Source organism: Saltatorellus ferox (assembly GCA_007751475.1).
In the GTDB taxonomy this organism is placed as follows: Bacteria; Planctomycetota; UBA1135; order UBA1135.
Genome location: CP036434.1, coordinates 2,394,002 through 2,406,252 on the forward strand (window position 1 = coordinate 2,394,002; position 12,251 = coordinate 2,406,252).

Here is a 12,251-nt window from a genome sequence, read left to right on the forward strand (position 1 = left end):
TGGACGGCGCCACTGGGTGCCAGTCCAGCGGCTGAGGCATCCGCTCAACGCGGACGCACCGGGACCAGCCGACCGGCCTCCAGGCCGCAGTCCACCCAGCGCTCGCGGCCTCAGACGTCGAGACCCCAGACGTCGAGACCTCAAACATCAAGGCCAGCCTCGAGGCCGCAGACGTCGAGACCACAAACGTCCAGGCCGCAGACCTCGCGTCCCGCTCCGTCGAGACCTTCCACATCGAGGCCCGCGCCGACCCGGCCCAGCACGTCGAGGCCCGCGCCTTCTCGCCCGCCGGTCGTGACGTCGCGCCCGTCGTCCAGTCGTCCAAGCACTGGCCGTCCCTCGACGACCTCGCCCCCGGTCACGTCGACTCCGTCCCGCCCTGCGCCCTCGGCGTCCCGGCCCGACGCCAGCCGTCCCGCTCCGACGGGTCGTCCTTCGACGCCATCGCTCGTTCCTTCACGCGGGCCCTCATCCTCGAGTCCCCCCGCCGGTCGTCCATCGGCCAGTTCAGGCAGCTCTTCCACCACGGGTCGTCCGTCCTCCGGTCGCGGTTCGACGGTCATCGACTTCGGTGAAGCGGTCGTCCCGTCCCGCGCGCCCATTCCTCGCCCTTCCGTCAACGCGGCGGGCAGCGGCCGTCCGATGGCACCAGGTTCGGCTCGTTCGCTGAGCCAGCGCGTTCGCAGCACCAGCTCCGCCGCCGAGCTGGATCAGGCGCGACGTCGTATCACGGCAGCGCGCACCAAGGCGGCGGAAGCGGGTCGGCCCGGCGCCCCCGCGAATTCGTCGCGCCCGATCACTCCGCGCGACGTGGCAGACCGCTACGACAGCCAGAAGGGTGGAGGCCCCGCGGGTCGACCCGCTGGGAATCCAGCGGATCCGACGGTCGGTCGTCCGGTGCGCGACTCAAAAGAGAGCTCGGGCGACGTCCGAGGGCTCTCCGACCAGCGCGGGAACCTCTCCCGTCCCAGCGGCTCGGATCAAGCGGCCTCCAACGCCGCTCGCATCGAGGCCGTCCGCCGGGATGCCGCCGCTCGCTCGGCAGCGGCACGCACCCAGGCGGCTCGCGAAAAGGCGGCGAATGCTTCCCGCGACGTGCGCATCACGAACGCCCGCATCAAGCAGAGCGCCCAGGATGCGAAGGCGGCGTCGAACAACGCCAGGATCGAGACGGCCCGCCAGCAGTATGCGAACCGGGTCGCCGCAGCGCGTCGCAAGTCGGCCGTGGGGGCAGTGGGTTCCACCGATGGCCGCGGCGGCCGTGGTAACCCCTCTGTGATCGGGAACGGTCGCCCGATCCAGGCGGGCAACCAGGCCGCGCGCGGCTGGAACGGCGGCTTCAACGGTGGCTACGGCTATGGCGGCTACGTCGATCCCTACTACAACAGCTGCTTCTGGAACTACTGGGGAGGCAACTACTCGAACGGCTGGTGTAGCTTCTTCTGGTCGCCCTTCTACGTGACCGGGCTCTGCTGGCAGAACTACTGGCTCTACGGAGGAAACTGGGGGGGGTACTACGGCTGGACGCCGCTCAGGTACCGTCGCAACAACTGCATCTGGCTCGGCCCTTTCCTTCCGGCCAGCACGTCGTTCATCGTCTACGACGATCCCGAGCCCGAGATCATCTACATCGAGGTCCCTGCCGAGGAGCAGCCGGTCGTGGGCGAGGTGGTCGTTCAGCCCGAGTACGTCGAAGCCGCGGTCCCGTCGACGGCCCTGCCGCCCGAAGCGACCGATCCGGGTCTTCAGCGCGAACTCAACCGTGCCGCCGCGTACTACTTGACCCAGGGCGACCGCGCGTTCCGCGAGGCTCGCTTCGGAGACGCAGCGCACTTCTACGCGAAGGCCGTCGAGTTCTCGTCCGACAGCGGCATCCTTTATCTCGTGCTGTCGGATGCGCTCTTCGCGACGGGCGACTATCGCTACGCGGCCTATGCACTGCGCCAGGCGTTCGATCGTGAGCCTGACCTGGCTCGCAACCTCGTCGACAAGCGTGAGTTCTACGCGGATCCCGCGCAGTTCGATCGTCAGCTGGCGACGCTGGAGCGCTACGTCGAGGACCACGTGCTCGACATGGATGCACGGCTCGTCTTGTCCGCCAATTATCTCTTCGGTGGCCGACCAGATGCCGCGTGGAGTCTGCTGGAGAATCCATTCAGCGAAGAGCTTCGCAACACGAACGAGGGCAAGCTGATTCAGAGCAGCGCGCACCGGATCATGTTTGGTGAGGAGGCCTCTTCCGAAGAGCGCCCAGCCACCGAGTCTGGCTCCTCACAGTTCTGATTCAGATCCTGCGGGGACCCTCGTCCCCCTGGAAGAATGCCACAGGCGGCGTTCGTCCGTATCGCTTCTCGAAGGCGATCTGGACGGACGCCGTCGCCTGTTCCGTCGCGTCCGCGTCGACCAGCATGACGATGCAGCCGCCAAATCCTGCGCCAGTGAGGCGTGCGCCGAACACGCCGTCGCACGCCACGGCCGCGTCGACGAGGACGTCCAGTTCTTCGCAGCTGCACTCGTAGAGCGTCTGGAAGGAACGGTGGGTGGCGGTCATCAGCTCGCCGAGCTTCGTGAAGTCATTCACGAGAAGGGCTTCGCGGGCGAGGAAGGTGCGCTGGACCTCTTCGAGGACGTGGGTCGCGCGTTTCGCGACGGTGGGATCGAGTTCGCCCACGTGGGCGTCGAGGACATCGCGTGGGACGTCCCGCATGACCTCGGAGCCTGGCGCGTGGGGCTGGAGGACATCGAAGGCGGTCTTGCATTCCGCGACGCGCCGGTTGAATTCGCCCCGGGCGAGTGCGCGCTGGACGCCCGTGTCGACGACGCCGATCGAGAGTCGGTCGAAGTCGAGGGGCAGGTGTTCGAACGAGCGGTCCTTGCAGTCGAGCCAGAGGACGCGGCGCGGACGGGCGAACCCGACGGCGTAGGGATCCATGATCCCGCACTGCACCCCGACGAACTCTCGCTCCGAGGCCAGTGCCGCCGAGACGCGGTCGACGGGATCGAGCCCAAGCTCGAAGGCGTTGTCCAGCGCGAACGCCGTGCCGACGCAGATCGAAGCGGAGGAGGAAAGACCGGCACCGACCGGGAGATTGCCGCCGAACAGGAGGTCGAAGCCTCCCCGCAGGCGCTCTTTCTGCCCGATCGTCCCGATCAGCTCGCGAACCACGCCCAGCGGGTAGTCGAACCAGGCACCCTGACGTACGTCGGGTAGTGACCCCAGGGTTCCGTCGAAGCCCTGGTCCCCGAAAGTGGAAACGAGTCGCACGCGTCCGTCCTTGCGCGGCGCGAGGCACAGGAACGTTCCTCGATCGATGGCCGTGGGGACCACGGGGCCTCCGTTGTAGTCGAGGTGCCCGCCAAAGAGGTTCACCCGCCCGGGGGAGAAGTAGGACAGGATCCTCGTCGCGGGCCCGAATGCGGCCCGGAAAGCGGTCCTGTGGGCGGCCAGGCTGGCCTCCAGGCCCCCTTCCAGAGCGCCATCGGCGCTGGAGCCGAGGGTCGGAGTCGGCGATGAGGAAAGGGGTCCCATGGAAGGAAAGGCGTAGAGTGACGGGAGGACGGGGGAACTATCGGCAGGAAGCCCGTCGAAGGACAGTGGTTTGCGAGATTGCGCCCCTGATTTCGGATCGCCCGGACGGGTAAGGTAACAGCCCCGAGATGACGATGAACCCCAAGACGATGAAGCCCTTCTACCCGACGCGACTCCAGAGGCCCACTTCTGCTGACGGCTCTGCTGACGGCTCTGCTGACGGCACCGCTGTTGGCTCTACACAGGGCCCCACTGAGGGCTTCGCCCAGGGCCCGACTGAGGGCTTCGCCCAGGGCCCGGCTCTTCGCGCGGGCCTCGGCCCCCGCCGCCGCGGTGCGATCCTGATGACGGCCGTGCTGGCCTTCAGCTCGTGCGCGTCCCTGAGCGTGAAGCGTGACACCGAGACATCGGGCACGTTCAACTCGTCCGCCCGGTCCTTCACGCTGGTCTCCTATTCGTTCCCACGGCCGGCGATTCAGGTGGCGCACGAGAACATCGCGGACGCAGGCCTTCCCAACACCCACGCCACGTCCGTGAGCCAGACGGATTGGGGCTGGTTCGACTGGATCCTGGAGCTGATCTCGATCCGCAGTGCCCGCGTCAAGGGCACGTGGGGCTTCAACGGTGAGTCGCTCGGGCTCAGCCCGGAAGAAGCTGCCGACGCTTCCAGGTAGGGCAGGACGGCCGACCTATCAGCGCGCCGATAGCGGCTACTTGACGGGCTCCTTTACCGGTGACTCTTGGCCGGGCGGGGCGTCCGCCACCAGCTCGAGATCGATGCCGACGCTGCGCGTGACGTCGCCGAGGGATTCCTCTCCGACCCGGAAGCGCAGTCGACTGCCGACTGGAGCGCCTTGCTTCGCTTTCGTCGCTTCCGCGAGTGCCGAGCGCGCGACTGACAGGGCGTCCAGGTCCCTCTCCTTCGTCGTCAGATCGAGTGCATAGGCCCAGACGATACTCGGCGGACGATAGGTGAGTCGACTGCCGGGCAGCTTCTGCGGCCCGCTGCTGATGATCTCGTACTCGAGCGCGGTGGGTCGCCCTTTCTCGTCGAGGATCAGCTCGACGAAGGGCGAAGCGGTGAGACCAGGTAGCTCCCGCCCGAGTATGTCGACCAAGGTCAGGATCGATGTCCAGCTGGCGGCTCCTGCATTCGCCGCCTCCTGGAGGCTCGTAGCCTCCGTCGAAAGGGGGTTCTCGGTCAGATCCCAGCGATAGATCCACGCGCCGTGCAGAGCTTGGACCCGCAGCTTGTCCGTCGCTTCCACGCCAATCACGCTGGTGACCCGGTCTCTCGGAAGAAACCACACGTCCGAGAAGAGCCACTCGTCCTCGACGTTCTCGACGGCTTCTTTCCAGAGGTCGCTGCCGCCGGCGGCGAAGACGAACGAGGCGGGCCAAGCCCTTGCGTCCTCGGATCCCGGCCGCGCCCAGACGATCGAGTGAAACTCGGCCGCGATCTTCCCGTCCCGTCCGAACGAGCTGATCTTGGTCGGAAGTCCTGATGTCTCCTCGACCGTCGCCAGCAGCACGCCGAGGTCTTCGATCTTCGCCGTGAACGTGGTGCCGCTGCCCGTGAACTCGGGGGCGTCCGGCCAGAAGAACAGCGCGCGACGAAGCTCGATATCCAGCAGCGTCTCCGTACGGCCATTCTTCGTCAGGACATAGCTCGGCGTCGCCTCGGCAGCCACGCCCCCGCGGAGGTCGCGTCCGAAGAGCGTGGCGCCCACCTGATAGCGCTCGAACGCTCCGTCGGCGCTGGAAAGGATCACCCGGCTGCGCTGGGGAGCGCTGAACGAGCCTTCCAAGGTGAAGACCGTGTCCGGCAAGGAGACGAATCTGACCTCGGAGCGGGCGTTCAGACCGCGGATCCGCCCGATCTTCTGGCGCCGGGGAAGCGCCGCGAACGCCTCGCGAGCGGCGCGGTCGACCGGATCCTCCAGGGATTCCCCTTGCTGGATCCCCGCGGGGAGCCGTCCCGCGGAACGGGCAGCCTCCATCGGAAACAGGGTCGAGGAGAGGCCCAGGAGCAGGAAAGCGGGAATGGGGGAGCGCATGCTGGGCCTTAGTCACCCGACGTCGGGTGGTTTCAACCTGACGGTGTTTGGCCCTAGGGCAGCTTGTGAGCGTACTCCATCCAGGCCTCGGTATCTTCTCCGTAGTTGACCTGGGCCATGCGCTGGAGGTCATCCAGGAGGGCCCGGCGGACGTTCTTGCGGTCCACCTTGTCGATGAACGCGGCCAGGGCGCGAGCGGCCCGGCCCTTGAGGGTCGAGTCCACGCTGCCGATCCGGGCGATCGATCGGCTCGCGGCGCGGGCCACGAGGGGAGAGGGGTCGGTCAGGAGAAGGCTGAGCCGCTGGATCGCCTCGGGGTCGACCAGCTCGGCCAGGATCAGTGATCCGTGGACGCGCACGGAGGCTTCCTCGTCCCCGAGGGCCAGCCTGGAAGCGTCGATCACCTGGGCGCGGGATACTTCGTCGAGGTTACCGAGGGGGATCGCGCGTAGCGTTCGGCCCGCGTTGCTGCGGATGTTCACTGGCTTGGTCGAGTCGGCGAACAGGCTGGCGATCCCGCCGACCTGGGTGCGAGGCGAATGCAGCGTCGAGAGCCCGAGCAGCGCATTGGCGACCACATCCTCGTTCGGGTCCTGGAGCGCGCCGAGGAGCGGGCCCAGGGAGTCGGGGTTGTTGCTGAATCCGAGGGCGGCAGCGGCGATCTGGCGGTTGATCAGCGGACCGGTCTGGAGCTGATCGACGAGGAGCTGGTGATGCCGGCTGACGTCGTGGCGGAGGGTGCTCTCCAGGAGGTCCAGCCGCGTCAGATCCTGGGACGCCTTGCCGTCGAGCACGATGTTGTTCCAGGCTCGCATGGACTTGTCGAGCTCGGCGAGCAGAAGGCCGGCGGAGCGCCGGTCCTGGATGAGCTTGGCGTCGTACGGCTCGATTTCGGTCGGTCCCAGGTACTCGACGGGCGTCCCATCCTCCCGAGCGGCTCCGGACTTTCCGGCGCCGTCCCCCGAGGCTGCGCAGCCGAAGAGCAGGCCTGCGGTGATCGCGAGGCCGACGGAGTGGATCAAGCATTGGGTAGACATGGTGAAATCGAGCGTTGCGGGGCGCGCCAGAATAGGCGGAGACGCGTCCCACTTCGATTTCTTCCCGCCATCCTCGACAGCATCTCCGGATCGCGCGCTTCGAATCGCCGTCGGGGTCAGTACCCTTCGCCGCACTCATGTCCATCCACATCCTCGATGCCATGGCCCGAGAGGGCTTCGAGCAGGTCGTCGCCCTACACGACCGCCAGTCCGGTCTACGCGGCTTTCTGGGCGTTCACGACACGGTGCGCGGCCCGGCCTTCGGAGGCATCCGGCGCCGTGAATACCGTGACGAGAAAGAAGCCCTCCTCGACTGCCTGCGGCTCTCCCGGGCGATGACCCACAAATCGGCGCTCCTCGACCTCCCGGCCGGGGGGGGCAAGATCGTGCTGATGGACCGAGAAGGGGTGGACTGGCCGGGTGCCTACCGCCATGTGGGCGAGTTCGTGGAGCAAATGGGGGGCCGTTTCTACACGGGCCCGGACCTGAACACGGGCCCCACCGAACTGGCGCTCGTTACCGAGAAGACGCGATTCGTCACGGATCCGGGCGTGAATGGCCCGGGTGAGCTCCCCGAGGCGACCGCTGAGGGCGTGTTCATGGGGATCGCTGCCGCGCTCCGCTCGAAGTTCGGTGAAACGGACTGGGCCAATCGCCGGATCGTCGTGCAGGGGCTCGGCGCGCTGGGGGAAGGACTCGTCCGACGCCTCGTCCGCGAGGGGGCCGAGGTGGTCGGCGCGGACCTCGACGACGAGCGCGCGGAGGAGGTTCGGGACCGCCATGGGATCCAAATCGTGGACGCCTCGATGGCGCTCGATGAGCCCTGCGACGTCTTCAGCCCCAACGCGATCGGCGGCAATCTACACGACCTTTCGATCAGTCGACTGCGCTGTCAGATCATCGCCGGGGGCGCGAACAACCAGCTCGCACGGGCGATCATCGGCGACGAGCTGTTCGACATGGAGATTCTCTACGTGCCGGACTTCGTGATCAACTCGGGCGCACTCGTGCGCGGGACGATCTTCCATCTGGAGAATCGAAGGGAGCCCGTCGAGTCCATCGGACTACGCATCGGCGCGGCCGCGGACAAGGTGCTCTCCAGGGCGATCGAGGAAGATGACGCGCCGCTCCGGGTGGCCATTCGGATCGCCGAGGAGCGGATTGCTGCCTGGCGCGCGTGAGCGCGTGAACTGGCACGTCGGCGCGCGAGAACGCTGACGGTGATGCTGATCGCAAGACCCACGGCGCCGCCGAGGAGCGTGGCACCCGCATGGGTGGAAGGGTCGGCTCCTTGCAAGCAGACCGTTGTCAGGGCCAAGCCAGCTCCCAGCGCCATGGCGGGCAGACACTCGACCGGCAGTTCGGCCCAGATCGAGGAGTGGGGGGCAGGGGACGCAGGGACTCCTCCCCCTGCCTGGCTATCGGTGAACGATCGACTCATGGGAGTACCATGGATCGCCCCCATTTCAGCGAAGGTAAGGCCGGGTGATTCTTTGCTTAAGCTGGCCGGGGGGCCAACGACTGTCTCAGTCCTGGAGCACCGCCGTCGCGCCGGTCTCCCCGAGCAGGAACTCGGTCCCAGGCTCCTGGTGCTTGCGCTTCAGGTAGCCCAAGACGACGCCCCCATCGGCTTCGAACGAATACGCCCAGGTCGTCACCACGCCAAGATCTCGGGATTCGCCGTCGATCGATCGAAGGATCCTGGTGCCCGGGGCGACGGGATCGTCGTGGCTGACGCGCAGTCGGAAGAGACGCTTGTTCAGCCCGCCGTAGGTGTCGATCTTCGCCACGACTTCCTGCCCGATATAGCAGCCCTTCGTGAGCGAGAAAGCATCCTCCAGCCGCGCCTCCTGGGGGTAGACGTCGTCGGTGATATCGCGGCCGAATTCGCCCGCGACCGATTCGGCGCGCAGGCTGTCGTAGGCCACGAGACCGCCGGGGGTGGCGCCGAATTCCTGGAGGACGCGCCAGAGTTCGGCCACGTGTTCCGGCTCGGTCTCCAGCCGGAAGCCCGATCTCCCAGCCACGAGCATCGGCGTGACCTTGGTCATCGCGGCGGCGTCCGAGTCATCCGAGTCGTCGAGGTGGAACGGGACGAACTGGAAAGTATGCGGCGTGTCCGATGTGGGGTCGAAGTCCGGGAGAACGCTCTCGATGATCTCAGCCGCGCCTGGGCCGACGATCTCGATGGGCGCATGGGCCTCGGTCTCGTCCGCCAGCGTCACGTCCTCGGTGAAAAGGTACATGTCGAGCGCGTCGCGTAGCGGCCCCGCCTGGCCGGGCGGCGTGGACAGCAGGAAGCCCTGGCCGAGGCAGCAGAGGTCGAACATCGACACGATCTTGCCCTTGCCCGTGAGGAGCAGGTTCCGATTGCCCTGTCCGCTGGTCAGTCCCTTGATGTCGTTGGCGAGAATACGGTGGAGGAAGTCCCTCGCATCCTTGCCCATGACGGTCAGGAGACCGCGCGTCGTGACATCCAGGAGGAGCGCGCCCTCCTGCGTACCGGCGGCGTACTCGGCCGGGACATCGCCGTAGGTAATGACCTGGCCGCCAGCCTCCTCCGGGCGAAGTCGGGCACCGGCGGACTCGTGGACTGCGCGTAGGGGGCTCTTCTGCATGGGCCAAGGATCGTAGGTCCTCGCACGGGTGGCGCAACCTCGAGTCCGAGAGGATTGACGGTCTCCTTCTGTCACCACGTCGCTCCTGGTACTGGATCTGGACCGCGGCTCGCTCGGGTCCACTCGGGGCCGGTCCTCGCCCGTGCGGCCGGTCGCCGGGCGGTCGCGGCCATGACCGCTCTCTGCGGGGAAGGGTGCCCCTTCGGGAGCGCCATCCGCCACAACCTCGCGGTCGTGGAACCCCTGATAGAGGAGTCGCCGCCGCGCTCTCTCACACTCGGTGATGGAGCAGGTCTCGGACGCGGCTCTCGGCCCTGGCTTGCTTCGTGTCGGTGGCCTACGGCCTCAACCTCTTCAGCCGCTTCGCGCTGCGTGCGTTCGGCCGTCGCCCCCCGGTGCGTGCTGGCTACGCCCCCGTCGCCGCCGTGGCGGTGGCCATCACCTGGGCCGCGAACCTCCTCGAAATCATCGCCTGAGCGTCGAGTGCGTTCGTCCTGTACCACGGCCTGCAGTCCGCGACAGCCGCCCGCCCGTGGCTCAAACGCTCCCGGCGAGAGCTCCGGACGGGGCGGTCTCACCGTTGCGCGCGAGCCAATCGAGCAGCGCCCTGATGCTGGCCGTGGCGAGCGCGATGCTCGTATCGGCGGCGCCATAGTAGAGATGGAGCGTGTCGCCGTCATCTCCGATCGTATAGCCGCATGGGAACGCCACATTGCCCACGTCGCCGTGGCATTCGTAGCTGGTCTCGGGGCCGAAGACCCACGAGTCGCCGCGCGCGAGGCAGATGTCCGGGCGGTCCAGCGCGAAGAGGGCGAGGCCCAGGCGATAGAGCGCTCCGGCCGCCGTGTGGCGAACTCCGTGGTAGATCATCAGCCAGCCTTCGGGCGTCTCGATCAGCGGCGGAGAGAGCCCGATCTTGTTGGCGTCCCACCAGGCGCCCTTGCGAGCCGGCAGCATCAGCTTGTGCCCGCCCCAGTTGCGCAGGTCCGGCGAGTAGGAGATCCAGATGTGCGTGCCGATCTCGTGCATCGGCCGGTGGACGAGGGCGAAGTTGCCGTCGATCCGGTGAGGCAGGAGGCAGGCGTCCTTGTCGTCGGGCTGCATCACCATCCCGTAGCGCTCGAAGGTCTTGAAGTCCTTCGTGAGCGCCAGAGCGACCCCCGGCCCGTCCTCGCTGAACGCCGTATGGGGTCACGTAGACGTCCGTTGCCGAGAGGAAGTCGTTGAGTTCCGTCTGACTGACGAAGCGGTTGTGGAAGACCACGTGGGCCTCGACACCAAGCTTGCGACCGCGCGCCTCCAGCATCCTTCGATACGCCTCGCCCTCCCGCTCCCGCTCCCGGATGTGGGGGTGAGTGGCGCCCAGGACGATGTAGATCGTGTCAGGGAAGCGCTCGACGATGGCCGGCAGCGCGTCGATCACGTACTCGATGCCTTTGTCGGGCGAGAGCAGCCCGAAGGTGAGGATCACCCGCTGACCTTCCACGCCGATGCGCGCCTTGCTGGCATTGCCAGCGGGGAGCATCGGAATCCCGTGGGGGATCAGATCGATCTTGCTCGCGGGAACCCCGTGAACGCGCCGAAGCAGCTCGATCGCGTGTTCGCTCATGACCACGAGGCGATCGGAGAGCGCGATCAGCTTGTCCATGACCGCGCGCTGATCGTCACCGGGCTCCGCGAGGATGGTGTGCAGCGTCGTGACGATGGGCATGCGCAGCTCACGCAAAAGCGCGATCAGGTAGGTGCCCGCACGGCCCCCGAAGATCCCGTACTCGTGCTGGACGCTGACCACGTCGACGGTGTTGACGTTCAGGAAGTCGGCGGCGCGGCGATAGGAAGCGAGCTCGCGCTCCTCGATCTCGAAGCGCACCGCGTCCGGGTAGTCGTACCGCTCTCCCATGTCGTTCATCGCCAGGACGAAGCAATCGACGTCCGCGAGGTTCTCTCGTATCGCCTCGCCGAGGTGCGTCGTGAACGTGGCGATTCCGCACTGGCGCGGCAGGTGATTGCCGATCATCGCGATCTTGCGGATCGAGGATGAGAGCGGGCAGTTCCGCCCGCGTTCGTCGTGCGGCATTCCGCTGGAGCGTTCAGGCCGTTCTACCTGGGCCTCGGATGGAGCGGGGGGGGATTGGGGACGCTCCAACGGCGGACGAGGGGTCAATCCTGCACCATGGGCGCTTTCGCTATCGGGTCGGTGATACTGGGCGGCGCTTGGGAGGTTTTCATGGCTCTGACGGGGTCTCTGGGGGCGGGCTCGGGGATCGCTTGGTGGATGCGGAGACCACGGGTGTGTCGGGCGTTTCCGCCTCGACGCGTTCCAGCTCCCTGCAGCGGTCACGGGTGGAGCGGAACGGCATCCCGCCCGAACGCCGGTACCGTTCGGCCCGGAGGAACCAGAGGGCCAGGCCGCCGGTGTTGTGATCGGGACTCGCAGAGTCGCCGGCCGGGCCGCGCACACCGAGCGAGCCCTTCTTCCCGGTGGTTTGCCAGCCCCGTCGCTCCATGATCAGTCGAACGAGGACGCCGATGGCCTGTCGGAGCCGGGTGCTGCGGCGCCGGTCGACGCTGGCGAAATAGCCGCCGATGGCGGAGTCGGCCTCCAGCTCGCGGACGACGCCAGCGAGCGGGGCGCGGTCGTGGTGGATCTCGGCGTCCTCCATTCGCTGCTGTCGGAAGGCGTCGTTGAAGAAGGCCAGCACCTCGTCGAAGGGGGCCGCCGGGTCCTCCAGGACGTCCAGGAAGGTCTTCCCATGGCGATCCGCCAGGAATTCCCCGGTGGTAATCGCCCTGGCGGGTCGTGGGGAGTCGGCAGAGCTCAAGATCCCTAAGTCGTAGGTGCAAATCCTGCATCTGCAACGGGGAGTACAGGATCCCCTGCAATTTGGGCCGCGCGTCTCGGAAGACTGGCCGGGCGAAGCCGCCCAGTGTTCGGTCCCGTCGCAGCCAACTCGTCCAACGATCGCACCCCCTCAAGCCTCCCGCCCCGTCCCTTCGTGGTTGCGCACGT

At 67.2% G+C, this 12,251-nt stretch carries 11 protein-coding genes and 1 pseudogene; 4 read left to right on the top strand and 8 right to left on the bottom strand.

Going from position 1 to position 12,251, the window contains the following annotated elements; all coding sequences use genetic code 11:
* Window positions 1–140: 140 nt before the first annotated feature.
* Window positions 141–563, bottom strand: a complete 423-nt coding sequence (locus Poly30_RS08495) for a hypothetical protein (protein ID WP_145196236.1) — start codon at window positions 561–563, stop codon at window positions 141–143.
* A 79-nt stretch (window positions 564–642) separates the two neighbouring features.
* On the opposite strand from Poly30_RS08495, the gene Poly30_RS08500 reads away from it, so the two are divergent.
* Window positions 643–2,283: a tetratricopeptide repeat protein gene (locus tag Poly30_RS08500; RefSeq protein ID WP_145196238.1), complete on the top strand. Its 1,641-nt coding sequence runs from the start codon at window positions 643–645 to the stop codon at window positions 2,281–2,283.
* A 1-nt stretch (window position 2,284) separates the two neighbouring features.
* Here Poly30_RS08500 and galK read toward each other — a convergent pair whose 3' ends face one another.
* Window positions 2,285–3,529, bottom strand: coding sequence for a galactokinase (gene galK, locus Poly30_RS08505; RefSeq protein WP_145196240.1), 1,245 nt, complete (start codon window positions 3,527–3,529; stop codon window positions 2,285–2,287).
* Window positions 3,530–3,678: 149 nt separating this feature from the next.
* Here galK and Poly30_RS28255 point away from each other — a divergent pair, with 149 nt between their 5' ends.
* A complete protein-coding gene (locus Poly30_RS28255) occupies window positions 3,679–4,203 on the top strand; it encodes a hypothetical protein (protein WP_419191128.1) in 525 nt (174 codons plus the stop codon).
* Window positions 4,204–4,239: 36 nt separating this feature from the next.
* Here Poly30_RS28255 and Poly30_RS08520 read toward each other — a convergent pair whose 3' ends face one another.
* Together Poly30_RS08520 and Poly30_RS08525 are read right to left on the bottom strand one after the other, a co-directional pair.
* Window positions 4,240–5,586 (bottom strand): hypothetical protein, encoded by a 1,347-nt coding sequence (locus Poly30_RS08520; protein ID WP_145196246.1) that lies wholly within the window; start codon window positions 5,584–5,586, stop codon window positions 4,240–4,242.
* Between the two features lie 53 nt (window positions 5,587–5,639).
* Complete coding sequence (locus Poly30_RS08525; RefSeq protein WP_145196248.1) at window positions 5,640–6,623, bottom strand: HEAT repeat domain-containing protein; 984 nt, start codon at window positions 6,621–6,623, stop codon at window positions 5,640–5,642.
* A gap of 137 nt (window positions 6,624–6,760) precedes the next feature.
* Between Poly30_RS08525 and Poly30_RS08530 the strand changes: the two genes are divergently transcribed.
* The gene (locus Poly30_RS08530; protein WP_145196250.1) at window positions 6,761–7,804 is read left to right on the top strand and encodes a Glu/Leu/Phe/Val dehydrogenase dimerization domain-containing protein; all 1,044 of its coding nucleotides are present in this window, start codon (window positions 6,761–6,763) and stop codon (window positions 7,802–7,804) included.
* A gap of 345 nt (window positions 7,805–8,149) precedes the next feature.
* Here Poly30_RS08530 and ygfZ read toward each other — a convergent pair whose 3' ends face one another.
* Complete coding sequence (ygfZ, locus tag Poly30_RS08535) at window positions 8,150–9,241, bottom strand: CAF17-like 4Fe-4S cluster assembly/insertion protein YgfZ (RefSeq protein ID WP_145196252.1); 1,092 nt, start codon at window positions 9,239–9,241, stop codon at window positions 8,150–8,152.
* A gap of 326 nt (window positions 9,242–9,567) precedes the next feature.
* On the opposite strand from ygfZ, the gene Poly30_RS28260 reads away from it, so the two are divergent.
* Window positions 9,568–9,717, top strand: a complete 150-nt coding sequence (locus Poly30_RS28260; protein ID WP_419191130.1) for a hypothetical protein — start codon at window positions 9,568–9,570, stop codon at window positions 9,715–9,717.
* 61 nt (window positions 9,718–9,778) lie between these two features.
* Here the strand turns inward: Poly30_RS28260 and Poly30_RS28265 are convergent, their stop codons facing one another.
* The 3 genes and pseudogenes from Poly30_RS28265 to Poly30_RS08545 form a co-directional block, all read right to left on the bottom strand.
* Window positions 9,779–10,393 carry a glycoside hydrolase family 130 protein gene (locus tag Poly30_RS28265; protein ID WP_419191407.1) on the bottom strand — a complete coding sequence of 205 codons (615 nt, stop codon included), beginning with the start codon at window positions 10,391–10,393 and terminating at the stop codon, window positions 9,779–9,781.
* A gap of 91 nt (window positions 10,394–10,484) precedes the next feature.
* Window positions 10,485–11,318, bottom strand: a pseudogene (locus tag Poly30_RS28270) (glycosyltransferase); the annotation flags it as partial.
* 148 nt (window positions 11,319–11,466) lie between these two features.
* Window positions 11,467–12,063 (bottom strand): hypothetical protein, encoded by a 597-nt coding sequence (locus tag Poly30_RS08545; RefSeq protein WP_145196255.1) that lies wholly within the window; start codon window positions 12,061–12,063, stop codon window positions 11,467–11,469.
* Between the last annotated feature and the right edge of the window lie 188 nt (window positions 12,064–12,251).

Excerpts from the sequence above, each read along its gene's own strand:
- Poly30_RS08495 (WP_145196236.1), bottom strand. The coding sequence starts at position 563 with ATGACCGTCGAACCGCGACCGGAGGACGGACGACCCGTGGTGGAAGAG.
- Poly30_RS08500 (WP_145196238.1), top strand. The coding sequence starts at position 643 with ATGGCACCAGGTTCGGCTCGTTCGCTGAGCCAGCGCGTTCGCAGCACC.
- galK (WP_145196240.1), bottom strand. The coding sequence starts at position 3,529 with ATGGGACCCCTTTCCTCATCGCCGACTCCGACCCTCGGCTCCAGCGCC.
- Poly30_RS28255 (WP_419191128.1), top strand. The coding sequence starts at position 3,679 with ATGAAGCCCTTCTACCCGACGCGACTCCAGAGGCCCACTTCTGCTGAC.
- Poly30_RS08520 (WP_145196246.1), bottom strand. The coding sequence starts at position 5,586 with ATGCGCTCCCCCATTCCCGCTTTCCTGCTCCTGGGCCTCTCCTCGACC.
- Poly30_RS08525 (WP_145196248.1), bottom strand. The coding sequence starts at position 6,623 with ATGTCTACCCAATGCTTGATCCACTCCGTCGGCCTCGCGATCACCGCA.
- Poly30_RS08530 (WP_145196250.1), top strand. The coding sequence starts at position 6,761 with ATGTCCATCCACATCCTCGATGCCATGGCCCGAGAGGGCTTCGAGCAG.
- ygfZ (WP_145196252.1), bottom strand. The coding sequence starts at position 9,241 with ATGCAGAAGAGCCCCCTACGCGCAGTCCACGAGTCCGCCGGTGCCCGA.